The organism is Parasphingorhabdus sp. (assembly GCF_039982395.1).
Classification (GTDB): Bacteria; Pseudomonadota; Alphaproteobacteria; order Sphingomonadales; family Sphingomonadaceae; genus Parasphingorhabdus.
Genome location: NZ_JBDWYO010000001.1, coordinates 833,076 through 856,647 on the forward strand (window position 1 = coordinate 833,076; position 23,572 = coordinate 856,647).

Below are 23,572 nucleotides of genomic sequence, written 5' to 3' on the forward strand. Positions count from 1 at the left end.
GGATTTCGGACGGGTGACACTGGCACGCATGCCGAGTGCTTAACCCAAAAAAAAGGCCGGGATTGCGCCCGGCCTTTTTATTAAATCTTCGGGCTGAGCCCGGGGCTTATCAGGCGCCTTCAATCTCGTTGAGATCAATCTTGAGCCCTGGGCCCATGGTTGAACTCAGGCCGATTTTCTTGACATATTTGCCCTTTGCACCGGCTGGCTTAGCTTTGACGACAGCATTGACCAGCGCATCGAAATTCTTGCGCAGATCTGCTTCCTTGAAGCTGGTCTTGCCAATGCCGTTGTGGATGATACCCGCTTTCTCAACGCGATATTCGATCTGGCCGCCTTTGGCGTCTTTGACCGCTTGCGCGACATTCGGGGTAACCGTGCCGAGTTTCGGGTTAGGCATCAGGCCTTTTGGACCAAGAACCTTACCGAGACGGCCGACAACGCCCATCATGTCAGGGGTTGCGATGATGCGATCATAGTTGAGGTCGCCACCTTGCATGGCTTCCATCAGATCTTCTGCGCCAACCGTATCAGCGCCTGCTTCTTTTGCTTCGTCTGCTTTCGCATCCTTGGCAAATACAGCAACGCGGGTTTCTTTACCCGTGCCGGCAGGAAGCGAGATCACGCCGCGAACCATTTGGTCTGCATGGCGAGGATCAACACCGAGGTTGATAGCAATATCAAGCGTTTCATCGAACTTGGTCGTCGATGCGAGGCCTTTCAGCGTCTTGATTGCTTCGTCGATGCTGTACAGTTTTTCACGATCGACTTTTTCGTTGACCGCCTGCATTTTTTTGGAGAGTTTCGCCATATTCTTATCCTCCCACCACGTCGATGCCCATCGAACGCGCGCTGCCTTCGATGATTTTCATGGCTTGCTCAATGCTGTTGGCGTTGAGGTCGACCATTTTGGTTTCAGCAATTTCTTTGATCTGCGAAGATTTGATTGTTCCGCCTGATACTTTGCCAGGTTCGCTTGAACCTTTTTTCAGCTTGGCGAGCTTCTTGATCAGATAGCTTGCTGGCGGGGTCTTGGTTTCAAAGGTAAAGCTGCGATCGCCATAGACCGTAATCTTGGTCGGGATCGGTGTGCCTTTTTCAAGCTTGTCTGTAGCCGCGTTAAACGCCTTACAGAATTCCATGATGTTGACGCCGCGCTGACCCAATGCTGGACCGATCGGCGGGGATGGATTTGCAATACCGGCAGGTACTTGCAAATTGATATAGCCATCAATTTTTTTAGCCATTTGGCTGTCCTTTCATTCTTTTGGGATTGGCGAAATTGCCGCACCCGCAAATTAAGCGGTCAAACAGAGATCGAAACCTCCTCCCGCGCTGGCATTCGAAACCGAAGTTTCAAATTCTGTGTGCTCCGAGTTAGAATCCGGAGCGTGAAAACTAGCTGATCAGGTCGACTTCGCCAAAGTCCAGTTCGACCGGGGTTGCGCGACCAAAGATGGAAACGGAAACCTTGACCTTGTTCTTGTCGAAATCCAGTTCTTCGACAATGCCGTTGAAACTGTTGAAGGGGCCGCTCTTGACCTTGACCTCGTCGCCAATTTCGTAGGCGACTGTGATCCGCTCTTTCGGAGCGTTGGCCGCTTCTTCCTTGGTGTTCAGGATACGCGCTGCTTCTGCTTCGCTGATTGCCTGTGGTTTGCCGCTGCTGCCGAGGAAGCCGGTAACCTTGGGCTGGTTCTTGACCAAGTGATAGACATCATCGGTCATTTCCAGCTTGGCCAACACATAGCCGGGGAAGAATTTCCGCTCCGACTGGATCTTTTTGCCGCGTTTGACTTCGGTAATGGTCTCGGTCGGGACTTCGATATCCTCGACCAGCTCGGTCAGGCTAAGCCGCTTGGCGTCAGCCTCAATGGCTTCTTTGACCTTGTGCTCAAAGCCCGAATAAGCGTGAATAATATACCAGCGTGCCATGCGAATAACCTAAAAAACTGTGAGGGGCGTTTAAGCGAGGCTCAGGAGCCAGGCCACAATGCCGTTAAAAACCGAATCAACGCCCAGAAAAAACAGGCCTAGAATAGTGGTCATGATCAGCACGAGGATCGCCGTACGGACGGTCTCGGGCCATGTAGGCCAGACGACCTTATTGGTCTCGGCCTTGACCTGATTCATAAATTCGCCTGGATTGACTTTCGCCATGCTTGATTCCCTAAACTTTCTCGCCGGTTTCCACATAAACTCCGGGTGTCAGTCATTTGACTGTGTTCGGATATATGCATGGTTTCGGAAAGAACCAGCCCTTTAGACGCAGATTCCCGGATTCGCAAGAAAAAGAGTAGGATTTTGCCGGATGCTCGTCCCTAGATCAGGGACCGTATCCAGGGAAGATGTTCCCGGCCAAGGAAGAGTTGGTCGGCAATGATATAAGATGGTGATTCGAAAACCCCCATTTCTTCAGCCTTTTTCCGGCTCGTCATCAGCTTTGCGTGCGCCGATTGCGGATCGGGGACCACCATATCCAGCGAAGCAAGCAAGGACGCTACCACCGATTCATCATTCAAATCTGCTTGCTCTATCCAATAGGCATCGAAAGCGGTCTGGATGAACGGGATCGGGTTGCCTTCTATGCCAGCCATGGCCGCGAGGGCGTGGTCGCTGCCGGCAGGGGCGTCCGAAAAGCACATCTGGAGACCCTGAACCGCGGCATAGTGTAAATGGGTGTCCCGCTGGGCAATCGCACGAACGCGACGGTGGCGATCACCCACTGTCTCGTCAGGCCTTTCTTCCGGCACGGAAAAGGGACGAACCGAAAAGGGAAGCCAGTCAATTTCCACACCGGTTTCCTGTGCCAGATTCAATGTCGGCCGAAGCGCCAGATAGGATGCCGGCGATTTGAAATCGATGGAAACCGTCAACATGATACGGCCTCCAAGGCTTCGATCTCGTAAGCTATGTCGGGGGCCGAGCCTTTTTTGCCTTCCAGGTGCCAGCGGACAAAAGGCAAATGTTCGCGACCGAACAGGATGGTGTCATCAAACACATAGGTTGGGACACCATAAATACCGCTAAGGTGGAGCTGGGATTGCAGCTCATCATGCTGGAGGCGTCCTTCGCCTTGTTGAAAGGCAGCAAAACCCTCTGCATTGATTCCCGCAGCCTTCAGGCAGCCTTCGACCACCGCAATATCTTCAATATCCAACTCACGTCGCCAAAAGGGAGGATAGACGGTCTCCAGATAGGCGCCGAGTCGATTGCGGTCCGTCTGCATGACCCATAAGATCCCGATATTGGCGATCGAAGAGTCCCAGATTTTTTCTGTTCCCTTCAGCATTAGTCCCTGGCGTTCGGCATAGCGGCGTGCGTCGCGATAGCCGTATTTCACACGCTCCCATTGGCTCGCGCTGCGGGTGCTTTCGACCACTTTGCCCTGACTCTTGCGCGCGGAGCCCAGATAGCTTGGAATGTCGAGCGTCAAGGGCCGCCAGTCGAATCGCATGCCGAGCGCTTGCTCCAGCGCCAGCGTTGGCCGGATGGCGGCAAAGGCATAGGGGCTTTTGATGTCGATATAGATGATGAGCGGCGCGTCGCTTTCCAGGGCTTTCAAAGCTATCTCCTTTGACACGAATTATATCCGGCGATCCGATTGACTAACCCGCCAATGTTCTGCCCGGATGCATGCCATCGACATAGCCCATGAACGGCTCGTGGATAGAATAGCCCAGCAATTCCTGAACGCGCTTTGGCAAGGCAGCGGCTTTGTCTTCCGGCACCGCCAGCAACATCGTTTCGAGGGGCCGCATCCAGCCCGGGCAATATTGCGGTGTCACGATCAAACGCGACTTGTCTGAACGGTTTGCACCGCCACGATGCCATAGATTTCCCTTGGTAATCATCAGGGAGCCAGCTGGCATGATGGCCTTTATTGCGTCCTTATGTGCGCCGGGATCCACATCTTGATCGTCGCTGCCTTTGCTGATGAAATCGCCGAGGCTATTGGCGCCGTTCAATTCGACCTTGCCCCATTTGTGGCTACCCGGAATGAGTTCGGTCGCGCCATTATCTTCTGTCATCGGATCAATCGCCCAGAAGGTGCTTACCCCCAAGGCTTTGCGAGGAGATGGCTGGCGACAGTGGTCATCGTCCATATGCCAGGGCTGGACCGTTTCTCCCGGATGCAAGTTGATTGCAAGACAGGCTGACAAGAGGCAAGACTGTCCCAGTTCTTTTGCCGCAAAAGCCAATTGCAGAGGATGGACTATCAGGTCGGAAAAAACAGGATCTTTGCCCAACATGGCGTAGATGCGATTGGACTGGACGCCTTCAAATACATTGCGCCCGCGAATGTCGGCTTCGATAAAGGGTTGCAACGCGCCCCGCTGCCGTTCGATATCTTCCTCGGACATGATTCCTGGGAAAATCACATAGCCATCGGCTTCATATTGTTCCCAGCATTGCGCGAAACTTCTGCCGCCCAGATAGGGCTCCAGTGCGGCCTCGTCGGCTGATGCCATTTTATGTTTGTTCATGGGAGGATAGTGGCAGAAAATGGCGCTTCAGGCAATTTACTGTGGTGACGCTACGGCATCCGATTATTAGTGCCGTTCGATCAGATCCCATTTGTTGCCAAAAGGATCCCGAAAGACAGCCACCTGACCATATTTTTCGACTCGGGGTTCTTCCACAATGTCGATGCCGGCCCGCTCCATGAGAGCGAAATCTCCCTCAAAATCGTAGGTTTCGAGGAACAGGAATACCCGGCCGCCGGCTTGTTCGCCAATGATCTCTTCCTGCGCTTCATTGCTCGCTCTGGAGAGCAGCAGGCGGGTTTCTGTGCTGCCGGGCGGTGCTACCAGAACCCAGCGTTTGTCCTCGGACAATTCGGTGTCTTCGATCAGCTCGAATCCCAATAAGCCGACATAGAATGCGATGGCCTGATCATAGTCGGGAACGACTAGCGAAACGGCGGAAATAAACTGGGTCATGAGAATTTCAATCTTCAATGAAAGAAATGGCAGGAGTGCACGGACTCGAACCGTGGGCCCTCGGTTTTGGAGACCGATGCTCTACCAACTGAGCTACACTCCTGCACGGGACGTATCACCCTTGCGATACAGCCGGTTCGCGCGCCTTAGCGTCCCGAGATGCTTTCGGCAAGCGTGATTGTACGCAAGCAGGGCAAAAGACAAGATGGTTAAATTTTACCAAATGGCTGTTTACCTCGAGGAGGAAGACACGGTTTACCTGCGAAGACCAATATGTTTCTGTCGCTGGCTAATCAAGGACCAGGGCGGCGTTGGACGCCGTATAACCCGCGCACAGGAAACAGAAATGTCAGACTTAACAATCGACTTGCTTTCAGAAGTTGCCAATGATGCAGACGAGCTTGTCCCTTATGCCATTGCTTCTGATGAAGACCGATGCTCCCCACGGCATCGACTGGCGATTCCTGCGCGAATGCGATTTTCCTGTTCCAGTGGCTTTGCTGTGGAGGTCACGGACATGTCGCTTGCCGGCTTTGCCTGTGATGCCTTGCTTGAAGTGCATCCCGGTACGCTATGCTGGATAACTCTCCCGGGTCTCGGCGCGCTTGAGGCCGAGGTGGTGCGGCATAGCAATGAAGGTATTGGCTGCGCTTTCAAAAACCTGCTGAATTTGGCTGTCCTGAAGCATTATCTGGACAAATATCCCGCAGAATAGGCAAAGCCTAACAATTTGCCCGCTTTTCCTGAGGGCGTCTGCGCTGCTATGTTCCCCTTCTACTTTGATCCGGAGGAATATATGACAGACGCAGGCGCTCCCATTTCCCAAAAGCCGGAACCGCTGAAAGTCATGCGGATCTTCAGGGGCCAGGATGCACCCAGCCTCGATGAAGCGGGACATATGGCATATGTCGACAAGGATCCGGTGATATTGGATGGTGCGGCCAAGCTTGGCGAGGCCGGTATTGGGGAAGGCGCCGTTCTAAAATGCCTGTTCAGCGGCTTTGGTTTCTCGCTTCATTATGTGTGGTTCAAGCCCGCTTACCCGTTGCCGTTGCACAGCCATGACAGCGATTGCCTCTATTATCTGATCAGCGGTACAATCAAAATGGGCACGGAAGAAATGGCGGCGGGCGACGGCTTTTTTCTGCCGGCCGACACCCCCTATACTTATACGGTCGGGGACGAAGGCGTCGAGATTCTTGAATTCAGAACCCAGGAAGATTTTGATATTCAATTTAAAGGGAAAACCGAGGCCTATTGGGAAAAAATGCTCGAAAAACTGCGCACTGAGCAACCCAAGTGGAAGGAAGCGATGCCCCCTGTTCGGGAATATCGCAACGTCTGAGCCCCGCTATTCCGCTGCTTGCAACTGCGGCGCGAATATCTGATCCAGTTCCGCGTCATCGGCCTTGATCAACCGGTCGACCCATTGGTGGAAGACCTGGCCACCGCCTTCGTTGCGGCCAAACCAGACCTTGTCCATCAATCCGGATTGCAACGCTTCATGCTGCCGCTTTCCGGTTTTATAATCTTCTTCCGCGACGACCGTTTCCAGAAACGCAAATTGATCATGTGCGCCTTGCCGGACGGCGTCATCGGTCGGTTCAAATTCCATCACATAAAATTGTGTGGTGTAGCTTTCGCCCACGGTCTTGCCTGGGAAAAGCTGTGAAATAAGCGCGCCACGCCCGCCTCCGCCATAGAAGCTGGCGATCGAGATGTGCGGGAAGATCGTCCAGACGCCCTGCAAAAGAGCATCAATTGGCCAGTCTTTTTCATCAATTTCAGTGAGATCAATTTGCTCATCGCTGCCGGTCTTCTGAATGCATTTTGAGGGCGAGGAAAGGCGCTGATGTGGCCCCCAGGCAAAGAAATTGGCGCGGTTGAAGAAATCCGCGCCGAACGTGTCCTTGTGGAGGACAGGCAGGTGGTAAAAATCGAGATAGCCATCATAGGCTGTCTTCCAGTTGGGTCCCGAAATCGTACGCTGATCGAACAGATGCCAGCCGTCGAAACCAAAATGTTCGAGTAGGCTATCATAGCCGCACAGATAGGCTTCGATATCGAGCGTGCTTTCCGGATCCAGGGTTGCCCAGATCAAGCCGGCGCGTTCCAATGTCGGAAATTTCTTGAGACAGAATTGCGCTTTGTCGACCGTACCAAAATCTTTAGGCGACGCGACCGCTAACAAATCCCCGTCATTTTTGAATGTCCAGCCATGATAGCCACAGGTGAAACGGGTGGCTTTCCCAGAACCTTGGGCAACCGGATTGCCACGATGTGAACAGCTGTTGAGGAATGCCTGTGCGGTGCCGTCCTTCTGGCGGGTCATCAGCACAGGGATGCCGGCCATTTCCATCGCTTTGTAACAGCCCGGCTCAGGCAATTCGCACGACGGCGCCATCATCAGCGGCAAGCGTTTGAAGATACGATCTTTCTCAAGTTCGAAACGGTCTTCATCAATATAGTCGGCCACGGGTACCGCGACCACATCATCGGTCAGTTCCATGGTGTCTGCTTTGCCATGTTCTACCAGCGAACGAGTCATTTCCAACAATTGCTGCCGCGACATTTTTCTCTCCTTAATTCACCCGTAGAATATCAGATTCGCGTGCAGCGCACACTATTCTTTCTGCGAAGGGGGGCGGGTGATTGCTTTTTCAGGATCGGGCTCGTTGCGGGTCCATATCCAGCTGCCGCTGATCAACGCTGCGGCAATGGGAATGAGGTTCCAGGGCGGTTTAACAAATAGAAGGGCAATTACGCAACTGGCTGCAAAGGCGGCTGTCGCGGCCCATTTTCCGCGGCGGGTGATGGCCCGTCGCTGACGCCAGTTGTTGATATGAACACCGAATACAGGATGCTCGACGAGCCACGCTTCCAGCCGTGGCGAGCTATTGGCAAAACAGAAGGCGGCCAATATCATGAAGGGTACGGTCGGGAGCAACGGCAGAATCACTCCGATGCCGCCGAGGCCGAGCGATATCAGGCCCGCTATCAGATAGAATTGCCTCTTCATATTTGTGCTCTATCACGGATTGTCAGGAACGCCGATAGATTCGATCGATCCATTTGATCTACCAAAAGGGTGTTTAGCCATTGTTGGTTCTAGCGGCTGGAGCGGTGTGCCGACGAGAAAAACCGCAAGAGACAATATCCCAGCAGACCCGAGACCAGTGAACCGCTAATGACGCCCAGCTTGACGGTTTCTATCTGGGCGGGATCGACAAAAGCCAGGTTACCGATGAACAGGCTCATGGTGAACCCGATCCCGGTCAAGCAGGCCAGTCCATATAGTTGGAGCCAAGAGACGCCGGTTGGTCGCTTAACCAGGCCGAGCTTGGTCGCGAGAAACATGAACCCGAACACACCGATTTGCTTGCCGATAACGAGGCCCGCCGCCACGCCAAGAGCCAGGGGCGCCATCAAGTCGGAAATTTCTAGTCCGGCTAAGGAGACGCCGGCATTGGCAAAGGCGAATATCGGCAGCACCAGGAAGGCGGTCCATGGATGTAGGGTATGCTCGAGATGCTTTAACGGCGAACTGCCATCTTTGGCGTTTAACGGTATAGCAAGAGCGGCAATCACGCCGGCCAGCGTGGCGTGGACGCCGGATTTCAGGACGCAAATCCAAAGGAATGTGCCGACCAATATGTAGGGGGCCGTCCGAATCACGCCCATGCGGTTCATTGCAAACAAAAGGATGGTCCCGCCTCCCGCGAGCAACAGAGAGAAGCTCGATACTTCTGCGGTATAAAAAAGAGCGATGATGACGATTGCTCCGATGTCATCGATGATCGCGATCGCCAGGAGCAATATTTTCAGTGAGACGGGCGCATGTTTGCCGAGCAGGGCGAGAACACCCAGGGCAAAGGCAATGTCGGTTGCCGCCGGAATGGCCCAACCGTTGATATTCGAGGGGATCGACCAGTTAAAATAGAGGAAGACAAGCGCCGGGACTGCCATGCCACCCACCGCTGCGATGGCCGGAAGCGACGCTTGCTCGATACTCGAAAGCTGTCCCTCGAGCAGTTCGCGCTTCACTTCTAATCCCACCAGGAAGAAGAAAATCGCCATCAAACCGTCATTGATCCATAGCGCTAAGGGTTTGGCAATTTCCAGTCCGCCAAATTGCACGGCAACCGGAATGTCGAGAAAAGCCAGATAATAAGGACTCAATGCGCTGTTCATCGCAATCATGGCGGCGACGGCCGCGCAAAATAAAACAATGCCTGCGCTGGTTTCCTGCGCAATAAACTCCTGAAGGGCGGTGCCCATTTTTTTTACCATCGCGGCATCATCCTGATTGAAAAAATAGGGGCGGCTAGCGGGAGAGGGAGTGCTGCCGCCCCAGGAGAGGGGGAACGAAAAGGATCAAGCGGATTCGCTTGGTTGATTATATCGGGTCCTGCGCTGTAATTCCTTCAGCTCAAGACCTTCTTCGCTATTGTCGTGATCGCTCGCGATCTCATGGTCCAATTTGCGCCGATTTCGGATTAAGCTGTTGGCGTATTGTTCCATGATTAATACTCTTTCTATCGCGCATCAGCGTCGATAGAGTTGATATATCGAAAAACGCATGATAACCCCAATCGAATGAAATTGTAAAAAACGATAGAAATTTTCTATAAGGTGAAATGATAGGTTTATGCCAACTTTACGCCAATTCGAATATCTAGTCGCAGTTGCTGATCACGGTCATTTTGGTAAGGCGGCCCAGGCCGCCGCTGCTTCGCAACCAACGTTGAGTCATCAGCTGCGAACCCTTGAACAAAGATTGGGCGTGACCTTGGTGGAGCGGCGCACCCATGGTGCGGAACTGACACCTGTGGGCCGCGAGATTGCTGCGCGCGCGCGACAGGTGTTGGTGGAAGTGAAAGATATTCGTGATTTGGCTGAACGGGCGAGCGACAGTCTCGCCGGTATATTGCGTTTCGGTGTGTCTCCGACTTTAGGCCCCTATCTCATGCCTCCGGTGATTGCAGCCTTGCACCGGACGCGACCGGATTTGCGCTTTTACATGCGAGAAGGGATTCCCGATTTACAAGCTATGGAGCTGACCAAAGGCTCGATTGATATGTTGCTAGGGCCCTTGCCAATCGAAGGCGAAAACCTTCACATTGAACCGCTTTTCCGCGAGCCGTTGATGCTTGTCGCGCCACCCGATCATCCGTTTGCGTCTCGTGACCATCTTACGCTTTCCGATTTGGCCGGCTCGCCGGTGCTGAGTCTTGATCGACGGCATCACCTGCACCGTGATGTGGTCAGCCAATGCCAACAACATGATATGAACCTGCTGCGCGATTATGAAGGCACTAGCCTGGATAGCGTGCGACAAATGGTTGCATCGGGTCTGGGATTGGCCATTTTGCCGGAACTATATGTTCGCTCCGAACTGGCGCGCGGCGGTGATGTAGCATTGCTCAATGTCGAGGGCTGGTCCGTGACTCGCAGCATCGGGGCTGCTTGGCGAAGCAACGCCGGTTTTGCTGCCGAATATGCTTTGATTGCGGCAAAAATTGCCGATGAAGCACGCGTGTTGATGGCCAGTTGAGCGGTAGCAAGTCTGGTCTGATTCGATATGGTCGGGTCACGCTGTTCAGGATATCCTTTCAAAATGACAATTGACCTCGACCTGCTTCTCAAAGCCTATGCGTCCGGGATTTTCCCTATGGCGGATGCACGGGATGACCCGGATACATTCTGGGTAGAACCGAAAAATCGCGCGATCATGCCGCTCGACAATTTCCAGATGTCTCGCTCGCTTCGCAAAACCATCAGATCCGATCGCTTTCATGTGACCGTAGATCGTGCTTTCGCTGATGTTATTGCGATCTGTGCAGAAGAAGCTGCTGACCGGAGAGAAACTTGGATCAATGCCGAAATCGAACAGTCTTTCAATGAACTGCATAAACGCGGATATGCGCACAGTGTCGAATGCTGGCTCGCAGATGATGCTGGCGGCGAGGATGCCCTTGTCGGGGGGCTTTATGGCTTAGCCATTGGCGGAGCCTTTTGCGGTGAAAGCATGTTTTCAAGAGCAAGTGATGCGTCGAAAGTCGCGTTGGCATGGCTCGTAGCCCGCTTGAAAGTCGGCGGTTTCCTTCTGCTCGATTGCCAGTTCATAACGGACCATCTCGCCTCTTTAGGGGCGATCGAAATCAGTCAGCAAGAATATCTGGAACAGCTTAGTCGGGCCAGGGGTTATTCGTCTGCTTCGGTTTCGGCGATCAAGTCACCGATCAAATCTTCCGGCTCGGCTGCAGGTGGCGGTGCGGGAGCAACTGGTGCGGGCCTGGCCGGCGGCGCGGCTGCGGGGGCTGGCGCTGGAGCTGGAGCCGGTGCGGCGGTTTCAGGAACCGTTTCGTTCGGGGCGCTTGATACGCTATTGGACAAATTGGAAGAAGATGTACGCGGCGCGGTCGGATTGATCGAATCTTCCGGTGGACTTTCTTCACCCGGGAAGCTCATCGCGCAGCTCTTGACCCACACATCGTAAATCGGATGTTCCACTACGTTTAGGGACGGTGATTCCCGAAACAGCCAGCCTGAGAATACGCGCTTCCATTGATCATCGCCGGACCGACTGGACGGGCGTTCATTGACAAGCAATTGCACAAAAGCACCTTGTTCGGGAGTGAGCTCCCAAGGGGCTGCTCTCTCGCAAGCGCGCAGACGGACAATGGCCCGTCCGATCCTAATCGACTGACCCGGCCTGAGTTCTAGATCTCGCGTCAGTCCGTTGCGTTTGTTCAAGAAACCAAGCGTTGCCACACGTTCTGCCATCGGTGTCCCGATCTGCTCGGTCACGGAAGCGATCAGATCATCATCCGTTGCCGCGACTTCGGCCTTTTCGGCAGATTGTCCGGTGGCATTTTCATCCACATTATCACTGTTGAACCAGCTGCAACCAGTCAGCAGGAAGGTTGCCGCGAGCAGCGAGAAAAGATTGGATTGGCGAATCATGCCGGTCATTCCGCTTCGGCGGGGTTCCAGGATTCATAGTCGCCGGTTGCTGCAGCGCGATGGCCGCCTTCTTCTAGCGCACCTGCAGGCCGATAGGCTTGCGCGGTTCCGGTTAGGTTTCCGCTCGGTTCTTTTTCCCAGATCCGCGGCTGTGGAAGATGGCTTTCGGGAATTTCATCATAGCTATTGTGAAGCCAGCCATGCCATTCGGGCGGCACGCGGCTGGAATCGTTGGAGCCATTATAGATGACCCAACGTTTTCTCGCGGGATGGCCGGTGCCAGCTTTCTTTGCCTGAAAATATATATTGCCAAACACATCTTCGCCGACGCGTTGACCATTGCGGGCACTGAACAGGGTCGTGCCGATTGTTGCGCCGTCCCACCAAGTGAAAATTTTCGCCAATATGCTCATGGCGTTCGCTTAGCCCCGCAGCCATGCGCTTCGCAATGAAAAAATGTCAAATTGGACGGATGTTGGTCGATGCGGAGGTCATCGAGGCCAAGTGACCGTGTCACCCGGACCGATATTCAATTCCGCAGCGCGGCCTGCAGCAATTTCGAGCACCGTCGCAACGGGTTCGTTGGAGCGAACCGGAGCGAGTGAATAGGGTATGGTATTGGCTGCAATCGATTCGATCGTTCCATCCCGCCGGAGAAAAATTATGTCGAGCGAAATGACGGTGTTTTTCATCCAGAAACTCGCAGCGCGATCCTTTGCAAAAGGAAAAATCATACCCTTGTCGGGTGCCAATTCGGTCCGAAACATCAAGCCCTGCGCCTGTTGAGCGCTGCTTTCCGCGACTTCTACGACAAGCTCATGGGTCGCATTGGCTGTCTTTATGCTGAGCGGAACTTGACGGAGGCCAGCCTCCGATAGTGCCAAATCACTCTGCGGATTGGCTGCCGCAGCGTCACCCGCTCGGGCATTGCAGCCGGACAACCCCATTGTGAAAAGCAGCATCAGGGCCAGCGTGGCCGCTTTGTTCATCTTTTTCATAGGCGCTATATTCTATTTTAGTCGGACGGATGCAAGCACACTTGCACTGCCATATGACCGCGGTCGCTGGCTTTTATGCGAGCGAGCAATTGTTGGCCAGGCACAACTTCCGCCATGCCGGCATCGCGCAGCGTTTCCATGTGCAAGAATATGTCGCCACTGAAATCGTGACTGACAAGAAAGCCATAGCCTTTGACGCGATTGAACCATTTCACTTCTGTCTCGGAGAAAGGGGATGCATCATCTACAATGTGCATTGCCTGACGAGGGTCTGACGTTGCCGATGGTTCGATTTCTGCACTGCAGGGCGAGAGATCGATGTCGAGGATTTTTGTCGCTTGCAACCCTTTGGGCGCAGCCACATATTCGCAAGTGACTACAGCTTTTTCCGGAAGCTCCCGGGTGCCAAGCGTCTCGAGGAGACTCCAGTGCACCAATATATCCGATTGCGGGTTGGACAGACCGTCGTCAGATTGATCGTCTTGCGGAACGATGAAGCCGAAGCCGCGATGACTATCGAACCATTTCACGATGCCTTTTGCGCGAAGCTGATCTGGATCTGCAGAAGCATGATCATCTTCGCTGGGAAAGACTGTGTCACTATCCGCAGGGACTGGTTCAGCAAATAAGCTTGCCACGATACATCTCCGAACAAAACTAAACCAAATCAAAAGTCTATCGGACTTCCGACTCGGTGATTTCTCTATATCATATTAATTGTAAACTGGCGATTCCGGACGTCAAAGCGTCCCAGGCGATCGTCTCTAGTCTTCCTCCGTTAAATCTGCGCCAGGTTTCGCGAAGACAAAGCGAGACGCCAAATCGAAGTCATGGCCGGCCCGCATGAAGGCCTGCAGTTGCTTGTGGCGTTTATCGGGATCTTGCTCGGTTTCGGCATAGGGACCCACTTTTCTCTTGCGAGCAAATTTATCCGCTGCTGCCCATTTGTTCGTTTCGCTGGCATGGAAAGCCTCGCGACCATCCGTTTCACTAATGCCCGCCTGATACAGCGCTTGTGATACTCGACGGATTCCATATCCGCGGCGGGTGAGGGAAGCTGCCTTGGTCTGGGCGTATAGCGCATCATCTATATAGCCCAGATCAGCAAACCGCTCCACCAACTCCTCTACCGCGGCAGGGGCTGCATCTTGCCATTCCCTTTCCCCAATTTTCCGGTGGAGATAATCTGCCAGTTTCTTGCGGGTCGTTGCATATCGTTCGACATAGCGTATAGCCAGCCGATACAAACTCTCCTGATTTAACGTTTTAACGCTGTTTTTCAACGGTTTGACCTTCAACTATGACCTTTGCCCTTTTTGTGCCACAGTCGGGTCGAAATTTAAACGCCAGAGGTTATCAATGACGATGGCAACACAGGCGAAAGGGAGGTCAAAAATACCGAACTCCCTTACCGAAGCAAGAAGATTGGTTTTAGGAAGGCTGGACCTTCCGGAAATGGATATTGGATGACTGAACTGACATCAACCCCGACTTTGGACGAACTGCCGCGCCGTTTCTCGGATTTTGATACGCTGGGTGATGCCCTGGATTATGCGGCACAGGGCCAAAAGGGTTTCAACTTTCACGATGCGCGTGCTTCGCTGGTCCGGGTATACCCGTTTAGCGAGCTGCGTGAAGACGCACTGGCAGCAGCAAAGCGATTGATCGCTTCCGGCATCAAGCCGGGCGACCGGGTCGCGCTGATCGCCGATACCGAACCGCAATTTTGTGCTCTATTTTTCGGAGCTGTCTATGCTGGCGCCTTGCCGGTTCCTTTACCTTTGCCGACATCTTTTGGTGGCAAGGAAAGCTATATCGACCAGATCGGTGTGCAATTGGATAGCTGTAACCCCGCATTATTGTTGTTCCCGGATGAAATTGCAGAATTGGCGGCTGCGGCTGGCCAATCTCGCGACATTCCGGTTTTTGGCTGGGATGCATTTGCCGAACAGCCTGCGCCCGATGTCGAACTGCCTTCGGCCAAAAGCAGCGATATTGCATATCTGCAATATTCAAGCGGTTCGACCCGCTTTCCGCACGGTGTCGCGGTGTCGCACGAGGCATTGTTGCACAATCTCGGTTCGCATGCTCACGGCATGTTGATCAATAGTACCGATCGATGCATCTCTTGGTTGCCCTTTTATCATGACATGGGGCTGGTCGGTTGCTTCTTGTCGATGGTCGCAAATCAGGTCTCAACAGATTATCTCAAGACTGCCGATTTTGCTCGACGACCTTTGTCCTGGCTCGATCTCATTACACGCAACCCGGGCACATCCTGCAGCTTTTCACCGACCTTTGGCTATGAGATTTGCGCGCGGCGTATCGGCAGTCAGTCGAACGTAAAAGAGCGCTTCGATCTCTCGCGCTGGCGGCTGGCAGGCAATGGCGCGGATATGATCCGGCCCGACGTGATGCAAAGGTTTACCGATGCTTTTGCGCCCGCAGGATTTGACGCGAAAGCTTTCCTGCCAAGCTACGGTCTCGCAGAAGCGACGCTCGCGGTGACATTGATGCCATCTGGCGAAGGTATGGAAGTGGAACTGGTTGAAGAAACCGAGCTTGCCGGAGAGAAAAAGAGCGATGGCAGTCGCCCCAAACGTTTTCGGGCGATCGTCAATTGCGGCAAACCTGTGCGGGACACATTGCTGGAAATACGCGAGGAAAATGGCGCGATTCTGGCTGAAAAAACCATTGGCAAAGTTTGGATGAAAAGCCCAGCGGTGATGGATTGCTATTATGGTGATCAGGAAGCGACCGATGCCTGTCTGGTCGACGATTGGTTGGACACGGGTGACATGGGCTATTTATCCAACGGCTATCTTTATATTGTCGGCCGGGCGAAAGACATGATCATCATCAACGGCAAAAACCACTGGCCGCAGGATATCGAATGGGCGGTGGAACAATTGCCAGGTTTCAAAGCGGGAGACATAGCCGCTTTTGCGATAACCACGCCAGGAGGAGAAGAAACACCTGCTGTGCTGGTTCAGTGCAGGACTTCTGATGAAATCGAACGTTTGCGGCTATGGAACGAGATTAGAGAAAAGGTGAGAGCCATTACGGGAATGAATTGCGTCATAGAACTCGTGCCACCGAGAACATTGCCACGCACCAGTTCAGGAAAATTGAGCCGCGCAAAGGCCCGTAACCTATATCTTTCAGGAGATATTCAACCCTACGCGATTGCTGCCTGAAGCAGATTAATTCTTATTAACCGAGAATTGCAAAAAAAACTTAGCCCGTCCTTACTTTTCGATAAGAATTTCGACGTAAGGACGGGGCGTGTTAAAAAATGTTACTCAATCCGGTCTGCCACGGGAAATCCCGCTTAGCGTTCTACTCGGCCTCTCCGATCCCAAAGGGATTGATTGGGGGAGAATTCGTGCGCTTCAGTTCAGCGGAATTCATCAGCACAGCCTGCTGAAAATTCTTTCTGCCATCGTGTGCGGTCTTTTGACCGTGCAATGGGGAATTGGTCAAATCAATGTCATATCGCTCAGTGTCTGGCTGTTGGGGCTCACTGCGCTATATGTCTATTCGCATTTCAAGTTTCGCAAGCAATCTGCGTGGCAGAGAAAAACTGTTGATCGTTCGGATACACTGTTTGTCTATCTCATTTCCTTAGCCAGTGGCGCTTTCTGGGGCGCTGGATTTCTGCTTTTCTCATTCAGCGCGGATCTCATGACGATGATCCCGGTATGGGCGACCATCATTTGTCTGATGGTGGGTTCTGCAATGATGTTCTCGGCTATGCCGTTGAGCAGCATCTTGTTCATTGCATCGACAAGCCTCTCGCTGGCCTTTGGTTGGTATAATGTCGGCAACGTTCAATTGGCAGTTGCATCAATAGCGATCGCGGTCTTGCTGACCTCTGCCTGCCTGATGACCGGTCGGGCGTTCATTGACCGAAAGGTCGCCGAAGCGAGTCTGAATGAAAAAAGTGAAGTGGTTAGCCTGTTGCTCAAGGAATTTGAGGACACAGGTGCAGACTGGCTTTGGCAGACTGATACATCGCGGCGCATATCTCATGTTTCTCCGCGCTTCGCACATGCCATTGGACAGCCGGCTGAGGAGATTGAAGGCAAACCCTTTTTGCAGCTGGTTGCCGGAGAATCTTGGGAAAGCGGGAACTTCTCTAACGCCCTGCATGAGCTGGCAGACAAGCTGAAACAGCGTGACAGTTTCAGCAATATGCTAGTGCCGGTTCAAATTAATGGCGAAAGCCGCTGGTGGGAATTGTCTGCTTCACCGAAGCTTGACGATAATGGGGCCTTTCATGGTTTCCGCGGCGTTGGATCTGACATCACCGAACAGCGTGAGTCGGCCGATAAAATTTCGCATATGGCGAGATTCGACACGCTTACCCGTCTGCCCAATCGCCTGCAGCTGACCGAAGCGGTCGGACAATCGATTGAGATGTCCGACAAGTGGAACGGTCGCTGTGGTTTCATGATGATCGACCTTGATCGATTCAAGGCGGTGAATGACACGCTCGGTCATCCGGTGGGTGATCGGCTGCTAGCGCGCGTGGCGGATCGTTTGCGCTCGATCATGACCGAGAATGAGCTCTGTGGTCGCCTGGGTGGTGATGAATTTGCTATCGTGGTCAGAGACGCGAGCGACACGAATTACATGGAGTCGTTGGCGCGACAGATTATTGAAACGCTCTCGCGGCCCTATGAGGTCGATCAGCATACATTATATATTGGCGCGAGCGTCGGAACGGCACTAGGCCCTCGTGATGGACGCACCGTGGAAATGCTGATGCGCAGTGCGGATCTCGCGCTTTATCGCTCAAAAGATCAGGGCGGCGGTTCCTTCAATCAATATGAACCCAAGCTTCACGTGCAAGCGGAAGAACGGCGCGTGATGGAAATGGCGCTGCGCAAAGCGCTGGATAATGATGAATTCTCGCTCAACTATCAACCTGTGGTCAGCGCTGAATCGGGCGGAGTAGTAGGATTCGAGGCACTTCTGCGGTGGACCAGTCCCCAATTTGGCGTTGTGTCACCGGCTAAGTTCGTGCCGTTAGCAGAAGACGCGCGTCTGATCGTTCCGATTGGCGAATGGGTCATGCGCACGGCCTGTAAGGAAGCCATGAAATGGCCATCTACAGTTAAAGTTGCCGTAAATGTCTCTGCCGATCAGCTGACCGAACCCAATTTTCTCGAGATGGTTGTGTCCGCGCTCGAAGACAGCGGACTTCCTGTCAATCGCCTGGAAATTGAAGTGACCGAGAGCATCTTCATGCGCGAAGGTACTGGCGCTGCCGAAATGCTCGATCAAATTATCGCGCTGGGAATAAATCTATCGCTCGACGATTTTGGCACAGGCTATTCTTCTCTTGGCTATTTACGCAAAACGCGCTTCACAACGATCAAAGTCGACCGCAGCTTTGTTCAGGGGGCCGCGAAAAATGCCCCAGAAAGTCTTGCGATCATTCGCGCGGTTGTTGCGATGGCCGACGCGCTTGGGATGTCCACTACCGCCGAGGGAGCTGAGACAGAAGAAGAAGTGAGAATGATCAAGAAGCTGGGTTGCCGGAAGATCCAAGGATATTATTTCGGACGACCCATGATCGCCTCTGATGCGCAAGAATTGTTCAGCACATTTGATGCTGGGCAGCCGGAGTATAATCAACGGTCCGCATAAGACCGCTGTACGCTGCCTATTTCTTCGCCAATCGCTTTTCAATGCCGCGCCAAATTTTGGTGTAAGCCTGCGCAGCCGGACTGCGCGGAGCGAAGCTACCGACCGGTTTTTGCAATTTTGTCATCTGTTCAACCGCACTCGACATCGGGATAACGGGCCATTTTGGTTTTCGGATCAAGCCTTGCTTATGGATCGATCGCCGCCGATCGACCATCGTGTATATGGGCAATAAAGGTGCGTGCTTTTTCCCTTTGCCGTTGAGGAACATCTGGACATCAGTCAGCGCTCGTTCCGAGAGTGGAGAGGGTATGACTGGTACAATGACGACATCCGCATTGCGCAAAATTTGCTCGCTCGTTTCCGCCAGACCTGGAGGGCAGTCGAGAATGATTCGATCATAGTCTTTGCTCATTTCCTTAAGCAGTTTGCCGAGATGCCGCTTTTTGCTGATCTGGAAAAACAGTCGATCAAGGCCGCGCAGAGAGACGTCGGCGGCCAACAGATCCAGGTTTTCCAAATCCGTATGCTTGATCAGCTTGCTCGGCTTGACATTGCCGGCAACCATTGCGCGTGCGCGGTCCTTTTCCGCCTGTCCCCCTTTGAGAATGAACGAAGCGGCGCCCTGCGGATCAAGATCCCATACCAGCGTTCTGCGCGAGCTGCCGACGGCGCTATTCCAGGCCAGGTTGACGGCGGTACAGCTTTTGCCAACGCCGCCTTTCATACTGTACACTGCGATTACCGACATAGTCTTTCCCGGTTGGTTTCTTCAAATCTGCCGAGAGAGCATCTTGTCAGAGTATTTCTTGTACGATGTCCTGTGGCCGGCACAGTCTGACCCCTTTTTCCGTCTCAACGAGAGGCCGGTTGATCAGGCTCGGTTCCTGAGCCATCGCATCCAAGATCTGATCGGCTGTCGCACTATCATTTGTCAGCCCCAATTCCTCGGCAGGGGATCCGCGCACTCTTAAGCCTTCCTGGGGGGTCATGCCAGCATCGCTGTACAGCTGTTCCAGCTTGGCACGTTCAGGCGGGTTTTTGAGATATTCAACGACGGTAAGCTCTACTCCGGGCGCTTCCTGCAAAATGGCCATGGTCTTGCGGGACGTACCGCATTTCGGATTGTGCCAAATAGTCGCTTTCATTTCTTCCTCCTCAAATATTTCGTTTGTTGCCAAAAAACATCATCATTTCCCAACTGCAAGGAAAAACGCAGTTATCAATATTTCTCGTTGCTTGTGAGAATCATTATCATTACCAGCAGGGTGATATTGAGAATGATTCTCAAGGACTGTTGATCAGGGAAATATTGAATGTTCAAGCCTAAAGCGACTTTGGCCTTTCTGGCTACAACCATGATGGTTCCATATGTTGCCCATGCCGCAGAAGCGGACGCCGAGAATAGAGACGACGATATCGTGGTCGTAGGTGATGTTCTGTATTCGAATCAAATCAATGCCGTAAAGACGCCAACGCCTATTATCGACGTTCCTCAGAGTCTGTCTATCACTACTGCTGATGAAATCAAACAGCGCGGCTTTACCAGCATCGGTCAGATAATCGACTATACGCCCGGTGTGAATAATACCCAGGGAGAAGGCCATCGTGATGCGGTCGTTTTTCGCGGTGTCCGTTCAACCGCTGACTTCTATATCGATGGTGTTCGTGACGATGTTCAATATTATCGAGGCCTCTACAATCTGGAACAGGTAGAAATTCTGCGCGGTCCAAACGCGCTGCTCTTCGGTCGTGGCGGCACTGGTGGCATATTGAATCGGGTGACCAAGAAAGGAACAATTGGCGAAACCTTTGGCGGAGGGCAGGTCGCGATCGATACTTTTGGTGAGTTTAGCATTCAAGGAGATCTCAACTTCTCTGCCGGTGAGAATGTTGGAATCCGTGTCAACGCAATGTATGAGAGCCTGAACAACCACCGCGATTTCTACAACGGGGATCGAATTGGATTCAATCCCACTATACGGTTTCAAGCCGGACCCGATACAACGCTCGATCTCTCTTATGAATATGCAAACCATGAACGTTTCATAGATCGCGGCATTCCAACAGGCACCGACGGGCGACCGGTTTCCGCTCTCAGAAACGTTGTTTTCGGAGACCCGGATCTTAACTTCACTGAATTGGAGGCGCATCTTCTGCGGGCCAATCTTCAGCATAGCTTCTCGGACAATTTCAAAGGCAATTTTAGTGCCTTTTATGGCGATTACGAGAAGGTCTATTCGAACTTCTATGCATCAGGCTATGATCAAGCAAACACACCTAATGTCGTTACGCTTGATGGCTATATCGATACAACCGAGCGTCAGAATCTAATTCTCTCGGGCAATCTGGTGGGAGAATTTGAAACGGGCAGCATCGGTCATACATTGATGTTCGGCGGTGAATATATCAGCACCTCATCTGATCAGAATCGGCTGAATGCATTCTGGAATACCACAATGGACGACAATGAGGTTTTTGCGATCGAACGTCCTCTGAATTTGCGTGGCGGCATTGGCGTGAACGCTGCGGGCATCGCGACCGCGAATGATTTTTTTGTTGATACCAACGATGACACGCGGGTCGATATCGATGTTTTCTCTTTCTATATTCAGGACGAGATTAAGGTGACGGATTGGCTGAATGTTGTCCTTGGCGGGCGTTTTGATAGTTTTGACATTACCGTCAATAATGTTGTGGCCGGAGATATCCGGACGCGCAAAGACGAAGAATTCTCGCCGAGAGCCGGTCTTGTTTTCAAGCCGATGGAGAATGTCTCTTTCTACGCAAGTTACAGCAAAAGCTTTTTGCCGCGCAGCGGAGAGCAATTTGCAAATATAAACGGAAGCAACAATGCTCTTGATCCCAATACATTCACGAATATGGAAGCAGGGATAAAGTGGGATTTTGAGCAAGGCTTGAGTTTCACAGCTGCGATATTCGAAATTGAGCAAAGTTCGCCGCAACCGAATGACAATGATCCTTCAACCCTGGATGTTATCGATTCTGACATTCGCGGATTTGAACTACAGCTTCGAGGCCAAGTGACAGACAATTGGTTTGTTTCTGCGGGCTATAGCTATCTTTCTGGTGAACAGGTCGATCGTGCGGGCGCGACAGGGCTGCGTCCACGCGAGCTTCCAGAAAATACATTTTCGATCTGGAACAGCATTCAGATATCAGACCGCATTGGTTTTGGCCTTGGATTGACCCATCAAGATGAGACTTTTGTTAACAATGGGAATACCGCTATTTTGCCAGCCTATACCCGTATCGATGCGTCAGCCCATTTTGATGTTTCCGAGAATTTGCGATTGCAGGTCAATATCGAGAATTTGACAGATACATTGTATTTCCCGAGTTCTCATAGCACGCATCAGACAACAGTGGGAGCGCCGTTGAACGCCCGTTTTTCGATTACCGGGCGATTCTAATCGATCTCTATAATGGTGGAGACTCGACCCCCTGATCGGGTCTCCAATTTCCCACCGAGTCTCGGCAAATATTGTAGATTCTAGTCTTTGGGTGTTAGCGCCGGCACGGCCTTGGCCGCGTCCTCCGGATCAATGCCGGGCGGTGGTGCTGCGCTGAGTACCGTTTCTCCGCGAGCGACGCGTCCGGCGCGCTGGATGGCTTCTCGGATCCGTGGATAGGTGCCGCAGCGACAGATGTTGGTAATTGCCTCATCAATATCATCGTTGGACGGATTGGTATTTTTCTTCAGCAGCACCGCGGCAGCCATGATCATGCCGGATTGGCAGAAACCACATTGCGGTACATTCTCGGCTGCCCATGCCTGTTGCACAGGGTGACTCCGGTCCCTCGATAGTGCCTCGATTGTGGTAACAAATCGGCCTTCCATTTCACCAATAGTAACGAGACAGGATCGGATAGCCTCGCCGTCTACATCGACCATACATGCTCCGCAATCGCCGGTACCGCAGCCATATTTGGTGCCGGTGAGATTGGATGCATCGCGCAATGCCCAGAGGAGCGGGGTTTCCGGGGCCATGCGATATTCGACCGGGCGATCATTGACGGTGAACTTTGTCATAGGACGTTACTCATCACCCCGAACCTGTTTCAGGATTTCCTAGGCTTGATCTATTCAATAAGACTTGCTGAAACAAGGTCAGCATGAGGACGGCACTATCATTCGCGCCAGCTTCTATCTTCGCGATCCACCAACCGCACCATGGCATCAAATTCTGGCACGCCCTGTTGCATAGGATCGATCGACGCTTGTGACAGGTTGTCGAGATGCTTCTTGATCACCTCTTCGCCGATCATCACTGGTTTTCCCATCGACAAAGTCTGCATCTGGATTTCGCAAGCGCGTTGCAACACCCAGTGGTTGAGGAACGCTTGTTCCAATGTCCGTCCCATGACCACAGGACCGTGATTCTCCAGCATCATCATCCGCTTCTTGCCGAGGCTGGCGAGAAAGCGCGGACCTTCATCTTCATGCACGGTAATCCCTTCAAACTTGTGATAGGCGAGGCGCGGGACGACCGCAGCTGCATAAAAGTTTATCGGTTGGAGCCCGCCTTCAATGGAGGATACCGCCATGGTAGCCGTGGTGTGCGTGTGGATGATTGCATGGACATCGGGGAGCTCGCGGTGGAACAGGCTATGCTGCGTGAAGCCGGCCTTGTTGATCGGGTAAGTCGAACCATCCAGCGTGTTCCCGTCGATATCGATCTTGACCAGTGTCGACGCCGATACTTCGCTGAAATGCAGGCCATAGGGATTGATCAAAAAGGCATCATCCTCACCGGGCACTTTCAGGGTGATGTGATTGAAGATCATCTCGTCCCATCCAAGATAAGCGAAAATACGGTAGCAGGCGGCAAGCCGCTGGCGCGCCTTCCATTCTTCTGCGCTACAGCTGGACTGCACATTGATCGCGGTGGCCATTTTGTCTCTCCTCGAATCGGCTGATGCCTTGTTGTTTCGATATCCTATAGCAAAGCCCATAAAACAGGAATGCAAAGCTCTTGGCAGAGCCGCCAA

26 protein-coding genes, 1 tRNA gene and 1 pseudogene are annotated in these 23,572 nt (G+C 52.8%); 7 read left to right on the forward strand and 21 right to left on the reverse strand.

Annotation, left to right across the window (positions count from 1 at the left end; all coding sequences use genetic code 11):
- Positions 1–109: 109 nt before the first annotated feature.
- The 9 genes from rplA to ABJV08_RS04175 form a co-directional block, all read right to left on the reverse strand.
- On the reverse strand, positions 110–811 hold the full coding sequence (gene rplA / locus ABJV08_RS04135; RefSeq protein WP_348041425.1) for a 50S ribosomal protein L1: 702 nt from the start codon (positions 809–811) through the stop codon (positions 110–112).
- A gap of 4 nt (positions 812–815) precedes the next feature.
- Positions 816–1,247 (reverse strand): 50S ribosomal protein L11, encoded by a 432-nt coding sequence (gene rplK / locus ABJV08_RS04140; RefSeq protein ID WP_348041423.1) that lies wholly within the window; start codon positions 1,245–1,247, stop codon positions 816–818.
- Positions 1,248–1,398: 151 nt separating this feature from the next.
- Positions 1,399–1,935, reverse strand: a complete 537-nt coding sequence (gene nusG, locus ABJV08_RS04145; protein ID WP_348041421.1) for a transcription termination/antitermination protein NusG — start codon at positions 1,933–1,935, stop codon at positions 1,399–1,401.
- Between the two features lie 30 nt (positions 1,936–1,965).
- Entirely contained in the window at positions 1,966–2,160 is a 195-nt protein-coding gene (secE, locus tag ABJV08_RS04150) for a preprotein translocase subunit SecE (protein ID WP_067197601.1), read from the reverse strand.
- A 161-nt stretch (positions 2,161–2,321) separates the two neighbouring features.
- Complete coding sequence (locus ABJV08_RS04155) at positions 2,322–2,879, reverse strand: DsbA family protein (protein WP_348041419.1); 558 nt, start codon at positions 2,877–2,879, stop codon at positions 2,322–2,324.
- Positions 2,873–3,565 (reverse strand): DsbA family protein, encoded by a 693-nt coding sequence (locus ABJV08_RS04160; RefSeq protein WP_348041417.1) that lies wholly within the window; start codon positions 3,563–3,565, stop codon positions 2,873–2,875. Before ABJV08_RS04160 ends, ABJV08_RS04155 begins: the two co-directional genes overlap by 7 nt.
- Positions 3,566–3,608: 43 nt before the next feature.
- On the reverse strand, positions 3,609–4,487 hold the full coding sequence (locus ABJV08_RS04165; protein ID WP_348041415.1) for a phytanoyl-CoA dioxygenase family protein: 879 nt from the start codon (positions 4,485–4,487) through the stop codon (positions 3,609–3,611).
- Positions 4,488–4,553: 66 nt separating this feature from the next.
- Positions 4,554–4,943: a VOC family protein gene (locus ABJV08_RS04170; RefSeq protein WP_348041413.1), complete on the reverse strand. Its 390-nt coding sequence runs from the start codon at positions 4,941–4,943 to the stop codon at positions 4,554–4,556.
- Positions 4,944–4,970: 27 nt separating this feature from the next.
- Positions 4,971–5,046: transfer RNA gene (locus tag ABJV08_RS04175), tRNA-Trp, on the reverse strand.
- A 243-nt stretch (positions 5,047–5,289) separates the two neighbouring features.
- On the opposite strand from ABJV08_RS04175, the gene ABJV08_RS04180 reads away from it, so the two are divergent.
- Both ABJV08_RS04180 and ABJV08_RS04185 read left to right on the forward strand, forming a co-directional pair.
- Positions 5,290–5,658, forward strand: a complete 369-nt coding sequence (locus tag ABJV08_RS04180; protein WP_348041411.1) for a PilZ domain-containing protein — start codon at positions 5,290–5,292, stop codon at positions 5,656–5,658.
- An 81-nt stretch (positions 5,659–5,739) separates the two neighbouring features.
- Positions 5,740–6,288, forward strand: coding sequence for a cupin domain-containing protein (locus ABJV08_RS04185; protein ID WP_348041409.1), 549 nt, complete (start codon positions 5,740–5,742; stop codon positions 6,286–6,288).
- A gap of 6 nt (positions 6,289–6,294) precedes the next feature.
- On the opposite strand, the gene ABJV08_RS04190 is transcribed toward ABJV08_RS04185, so the two are convergent.
- The 3 genes from ABJV08_RS04190 to nhaA all read right to left on the reverse strand — a co-directional run bounded on the left by ABJV08_RS04190 (position 6,295) and on the right by nhaA (position 9,233).
- Positions 6,295–7,515: an aromatic ring-hydroxylating dioxygenase subunit alpha gene (locus tag ABJV08_RS04190; RefSeq protein ID WP_348041407.1), complete on the reverse strand. Its 1,221-nt coding sequence runs from the start codon at positions 7,513–7,515 to the stop codon at positions 6,295–6,297.
- 51 nt (positions 7,516–7,566) lie between these two features.
- Complete coding sequence (locus tag ABJV08_RS04195) at positions 7,567–7,962, reverse strand: YbaN family protein (RefSeq protein ID WP_348041405.1); 396 nt, start codon at positions 7,960–7,962, stop codon at positions 7,567–7,569.
- A gap of 89 nt (positions 7,963–8,051) precedes the next feature.
- Entirely contained in the window at positions 8,052–9,233 is a 1,182-nt protein-coding gene (gene nhaA / locus ABJV08_RS04200; protein ID WP_348041403.1) for a Na+/H+ antiporter NhaA, read from the reverse strand.
- Between the two features lie 358 nt (positions 9,234–9,591).
- On the opposite strand from nhaA, the gene ABJV08_RS04205 reads away from it, so the two are divergent.
- Positions 9,592–10,497: a hydrogen peroxide-inducible genes activator gene (locus ABJV08_RS04205; RefSeq protein WP_348041401.1), complete on the forward strand. Its 906-nt coding sequence runs from the start codon at positions 9,592–9,594 to the stop codon at positions 10,495–10,497.
- Positions 10,498–10,560: 63 nt separating this feature from the next.
- Complete coding sequence (gene aat / locus ABJV08_RS04210) at positions 10,561–11,442, forward strand: leucyl/phenylalanyl-tRNA--protein transferase (protein WP_348041399.1); 882 nt, start codon at positions 10,561–10,563, stop codon at positions 11,440–11,442.
- A 35-nt stretch (positions 11,443–11,477) separates the two neighbouring features.
- Here the strand turns inward: aat and ABJV08_RS04215 are convergent.
- From ABJV08_RS04215 to ABJV08_RS04235, 5 genes and pseudogenes are all read right to left on the reverse strand, one after another.
- A pseudogene (locus ABJV08_RS04215) lies at positions 11,478–11,918 on the reverse strand (DUF2155 domain-containing protein); the annotation flags it as partial.
- Positions 11,915–12,322 (reverse strand): NADH:ubiquinone oxidoreductase subunit NDUFA12, encoded by a 408-nt coding sequence (locus ABJV08_RS04220; RefSeq protein WP_348041397.1) that lies wholly within the window; start codon positions 12,320–12,322, stop codon positions 11,915–11,917. The pseudogene ABJV08_RS04215 and the gene ABJV08_RS04220, both read right to left, overlap by 4 nt.
- Positions 12,323–12,400: 78 nt before the next feature.
- Positions 12,401–12,907 (reverse strand): DUF192 domain-containing protein, encoded by a 507-nt coding sequence (locus ABJV08_RS04225; protein ID WP_348041395.1) that lies wholly within the window; start codon positions 12,905–12,907, stop codon positions 12,401–12,403.
- Positions 12,908–12,924: 17 nt separating this feature from the next.
- Positions 12,925–13,545, reverse strand: coding sequence for a cold shock domain-containing protein (locus tag ABJV08_RS04230; protein ID WP_348041393.1), 621 nt, complete (start codon positions 13,543–13,545; stop codon positions 12,925–12,927).
- Between the two features lie 126 nt (positions 13,546–13,671).
- On the reverse strand, positions 13,672–14,154 hold the full coding sequence (locus tag ABJV08_RS04235; protein WP_348041391.1) for a RecX family transcriptional regulator: 483 nt from the start codon (positions 14,152–14,154) through the stop codon (positions 13,672–13,674).
- 219 nt (positions 14,155–14,373) lie between these two features.
- Here ABJV08_RS04235 and ABJV08_RS04240 point away from each other — a divergent pair, with 219 nt between their 5' ends.
- The gene (locus ABJV08_RS04240) at positions 14,374–16,104 is read left to right on the forward strand and encodes a fatty acyl-AMP ligase (protein ID WP_348041389.1); all 1,731 of its coding nucleotides are present in this window, start codon (positions 14,374–14,376) and stop codon (positions 16,102–16,104) included.
- Between the two features lie 88 nt (positions 16,105–16,192).
- A complete protein-coding gene (locus ABJV08_RS04245) occupies positions 16,193–18,562 on the forward strand; it encodes an EAL domain-containing protein (RefSeq protein ID WP_348041387.1) in 2,370 nt (789 codons plus the stop codon).
- A 16-nt stretch (positions 18,563–18,578) separates the two neighbouring features.
- On the opposite strand, the gene ABJV08_RS04250 is transcribed toward ABJV08_RS04245, so the two are convergent.
- Both ABJV08_RS04250 and arsC read right to left on the reverse strand, forming a co-directional pair.
- A complete protein-coding gene (locus tag ABJV08_RS04250) occupies positions 18,579–19,310 on the reverse strand; it encodes a ParA family protein (protein WP_348041385.1) in 732 nt (243 codons plus the stop codon).
- Positions 19,311–19,356: 46 nt separating this feature from the next.
- Entirely contained in the window at positions 19,357–19,707 is a 351-nt protein-coding gene (gene arsC, locus ABJV08_RS04255; RefSeq protein ID WP_348041383.1) for an arsenate reductase (glutaredoxin), read from the reverse strand.
- 168 nt (positions 19,708–19,875) lie between these two features.
- Here arsC and ABJV08_RS04260 point away from each other — a divergent pair, with 168 nt between their 5' ends.
- Positions 19,876–21,993 (forward strand): TonB-dependent siderophore receptor, encoded by a 2,118-nt coding sequence (locus ABJV08_RS04260; protein WP_348041381.1) that lies wholly within the window; start codon positions 19,876–19,878, stop codon positions 21,991–21,993.
- A gap of 80 nt (positions 21,994–22,073) precedes the next feature.
- On the opposite strand, the gene ABJV08_RS04265 is transcribed toward ABJV08_RS04260, so the two are convergent.
- On the reverse strand, positions 22,074–22,613 hold the full coding sequence (locus ABJV08_RS04265; RefSeq protein WP_348041379.1) for a (2Fe-2S)-binding protein: 540 nt from the start codon (positions 22,611–22,613) through the stop codon (positions 22,074–22,076).
- Between the two features lie 98 nt (positions 22,614–22,711).
- Complete coding sequence (locus ABJV08_RS04270) at positions 22,712–23,476, reverse strand: class II aldolase/adducin family protein (RefSeq protein WP_348041377.1); 765 nt, start codon at positions 23,474–23,476, stop codon at positions 22,712–22,714.
- Positions 23,477–23,572: the final 96 nt, after the last annotated feature.

Excerpts from the sequence above, each read along its gene's own strand:
- rplA (WP_348041425.1), bottom strand. The coding sequence starts at position 811 with ATGGCGAAACTCTCCAAAAAAATGCAGGCGGTCAACGAAAAAGTCGAT.
- rplK (WP_348041423.1), bottom strand. The coding sequence starts at position 1,247 with ATGGCTAAAAAAATTGATGGCTATATCAATTTGCAAGTACCTGCCGGT.
- nusG (WP_348041421.1), bottom strand. The coding sequence starts at position 1,935 with ATGGCACGCTGGTATATTATTCACGCTTATTCGGGCTTTGAGCACAAG.
- secE (WP_067197601.1), bottom strand. The coding sequence starts at position 2,160 with ATGGCGAAAGTCAATCCAGGCGAATTTATGAATCAGGTCAAGGCCGAG.
- ABJV08_RS04155 (WP_348041419.1), bottom strand. The coding sequence starts at position 2,879 with ATGTTGACGGTTTCCATCGATTTCAAATCGCCGGCATCCTATCTGGCG.
- ABJV08_RS04165 (WP_348041415.1), bottom strand. The coding sequence starts at position 4,487 with ATGAACAAACATAAAATGGCATCAGCCGACGAGGCCGCACTGGAGCCC.
- ABJV08_RS04170 (WP_348041413.1), bottom strand. The coding sequence starts at position 4,943 with ATGACCCAGTTTATTTCCGCCGTTTCGCTAGTCGTTCCCGACTATGAT.
- ABJV08_RS04180 (WP_348041411.1), top strand. The coding sequence starts at position 5,290 with ATGTCAGACTTAACAATCGACTTGCTTTCAGAAGTTGCCAATGATGCA.
- ABJV08_RS04185 (WP_348041409.1), top strand. The coding sequence starts at position 5,740 with ATGACAGACGCAGGCGCTCCCATTTCCCAAAAGCCGGAACCGCTGAAA.
- ABJV08_RS04190 (WP_348041407.1), bottom strand. The coding sequence starts at position 7,515 with ATGTCGCGGCAGCAATTGTTGGAAATGACTCGTTCGCTGGTAGAACAT.
- ABJV08_RS04195 (WP_348041405.1), bottom strand. The coding sequence starts at position 7,962 with ATGAAGAGGCAATTCTATCTGATAGCGGGCCTGATATCGCTCGGCCTC.
- nhaA (WP_348041403.1), bottom strand. The coding sequence starts at position 9,233 with ATGGTAAAAAAAATGGGCACCGCCCTTCAGGAGTTTATTGCGCAGGAA.
- ABJV08_RS04205 (WP_348041401.1), top strand. The coding sequence starts at position 9,592 with ATGCCAACTTTACGCCAATTCGAATATCTAGTCGCAGTTGCTGATCAC.
- aat (WP_348041399.1), top strand. The coding sequence starts at position 10,561 with ATGACAATTGACCTCGACCTGCTTCTCAAAGCCTATGCGTCCGGGATT.
- ABJV08_RS04220 (WP_348041397.1), bottom strand. The coding sequence starts at position 12,322 with ATGAGCATATTGGCGAAAATTTTCACTTGGTGGGACGGCGCAACAATC.
- ABJV08_RS04225 (WP_348041395.1), bottom strand. The coding sequence starts at position 12,907 with ATGAAAAAGATGAACAAAGCGGCCACGCTGGCCCTGATGCTGCTTTTC.
- ABJV08_RS04240 (WP_348041389.1), top strand. The coding sequence starts at position 14,374 with ATGACTGAACTGACATCAACCCCGACTTTGGACGAACTGCCGCGCCGT.
- ABJV08_RS04250 (WP_348041385.1), bottom strand. The coding sequence starts at position 19,310 with ATGTCGGTAATCGCAGTGTACAGTATGAAAGGCGGCGTTGGCAAAAGC.
- arsC (WP_348041383.1), bottom strand. The coding sequence starts at position 19,707 with ATGAAAGCGACTATTTGGCACAATCCGAAATGCGGTACGTCCCGCAAG.
- ABJV08_RS04260 (WP_348041381.1), top strand. The coding sequence starts at position 19,876 with ATGTTCAAGCCTAAAGCGACTTTGGCCTTTCTGGCTACAACCATGATG.
- ABJV08_RS04265 (WP_348041379.1), bottom strand. The coding sequence starts at position 22,613 with ATGACAAAGTTCACCGTCAATGATCGCCCGGTCGAATATCGCATGGCC.
- ABJV08_RS04270 (WP_348041377.1), bottom strand. The coding sequence starts at position 23,476 with ATGGCCACCGCGATCAATGTGCAGTCCAGCTGTAGCGCAGAAGAATGG.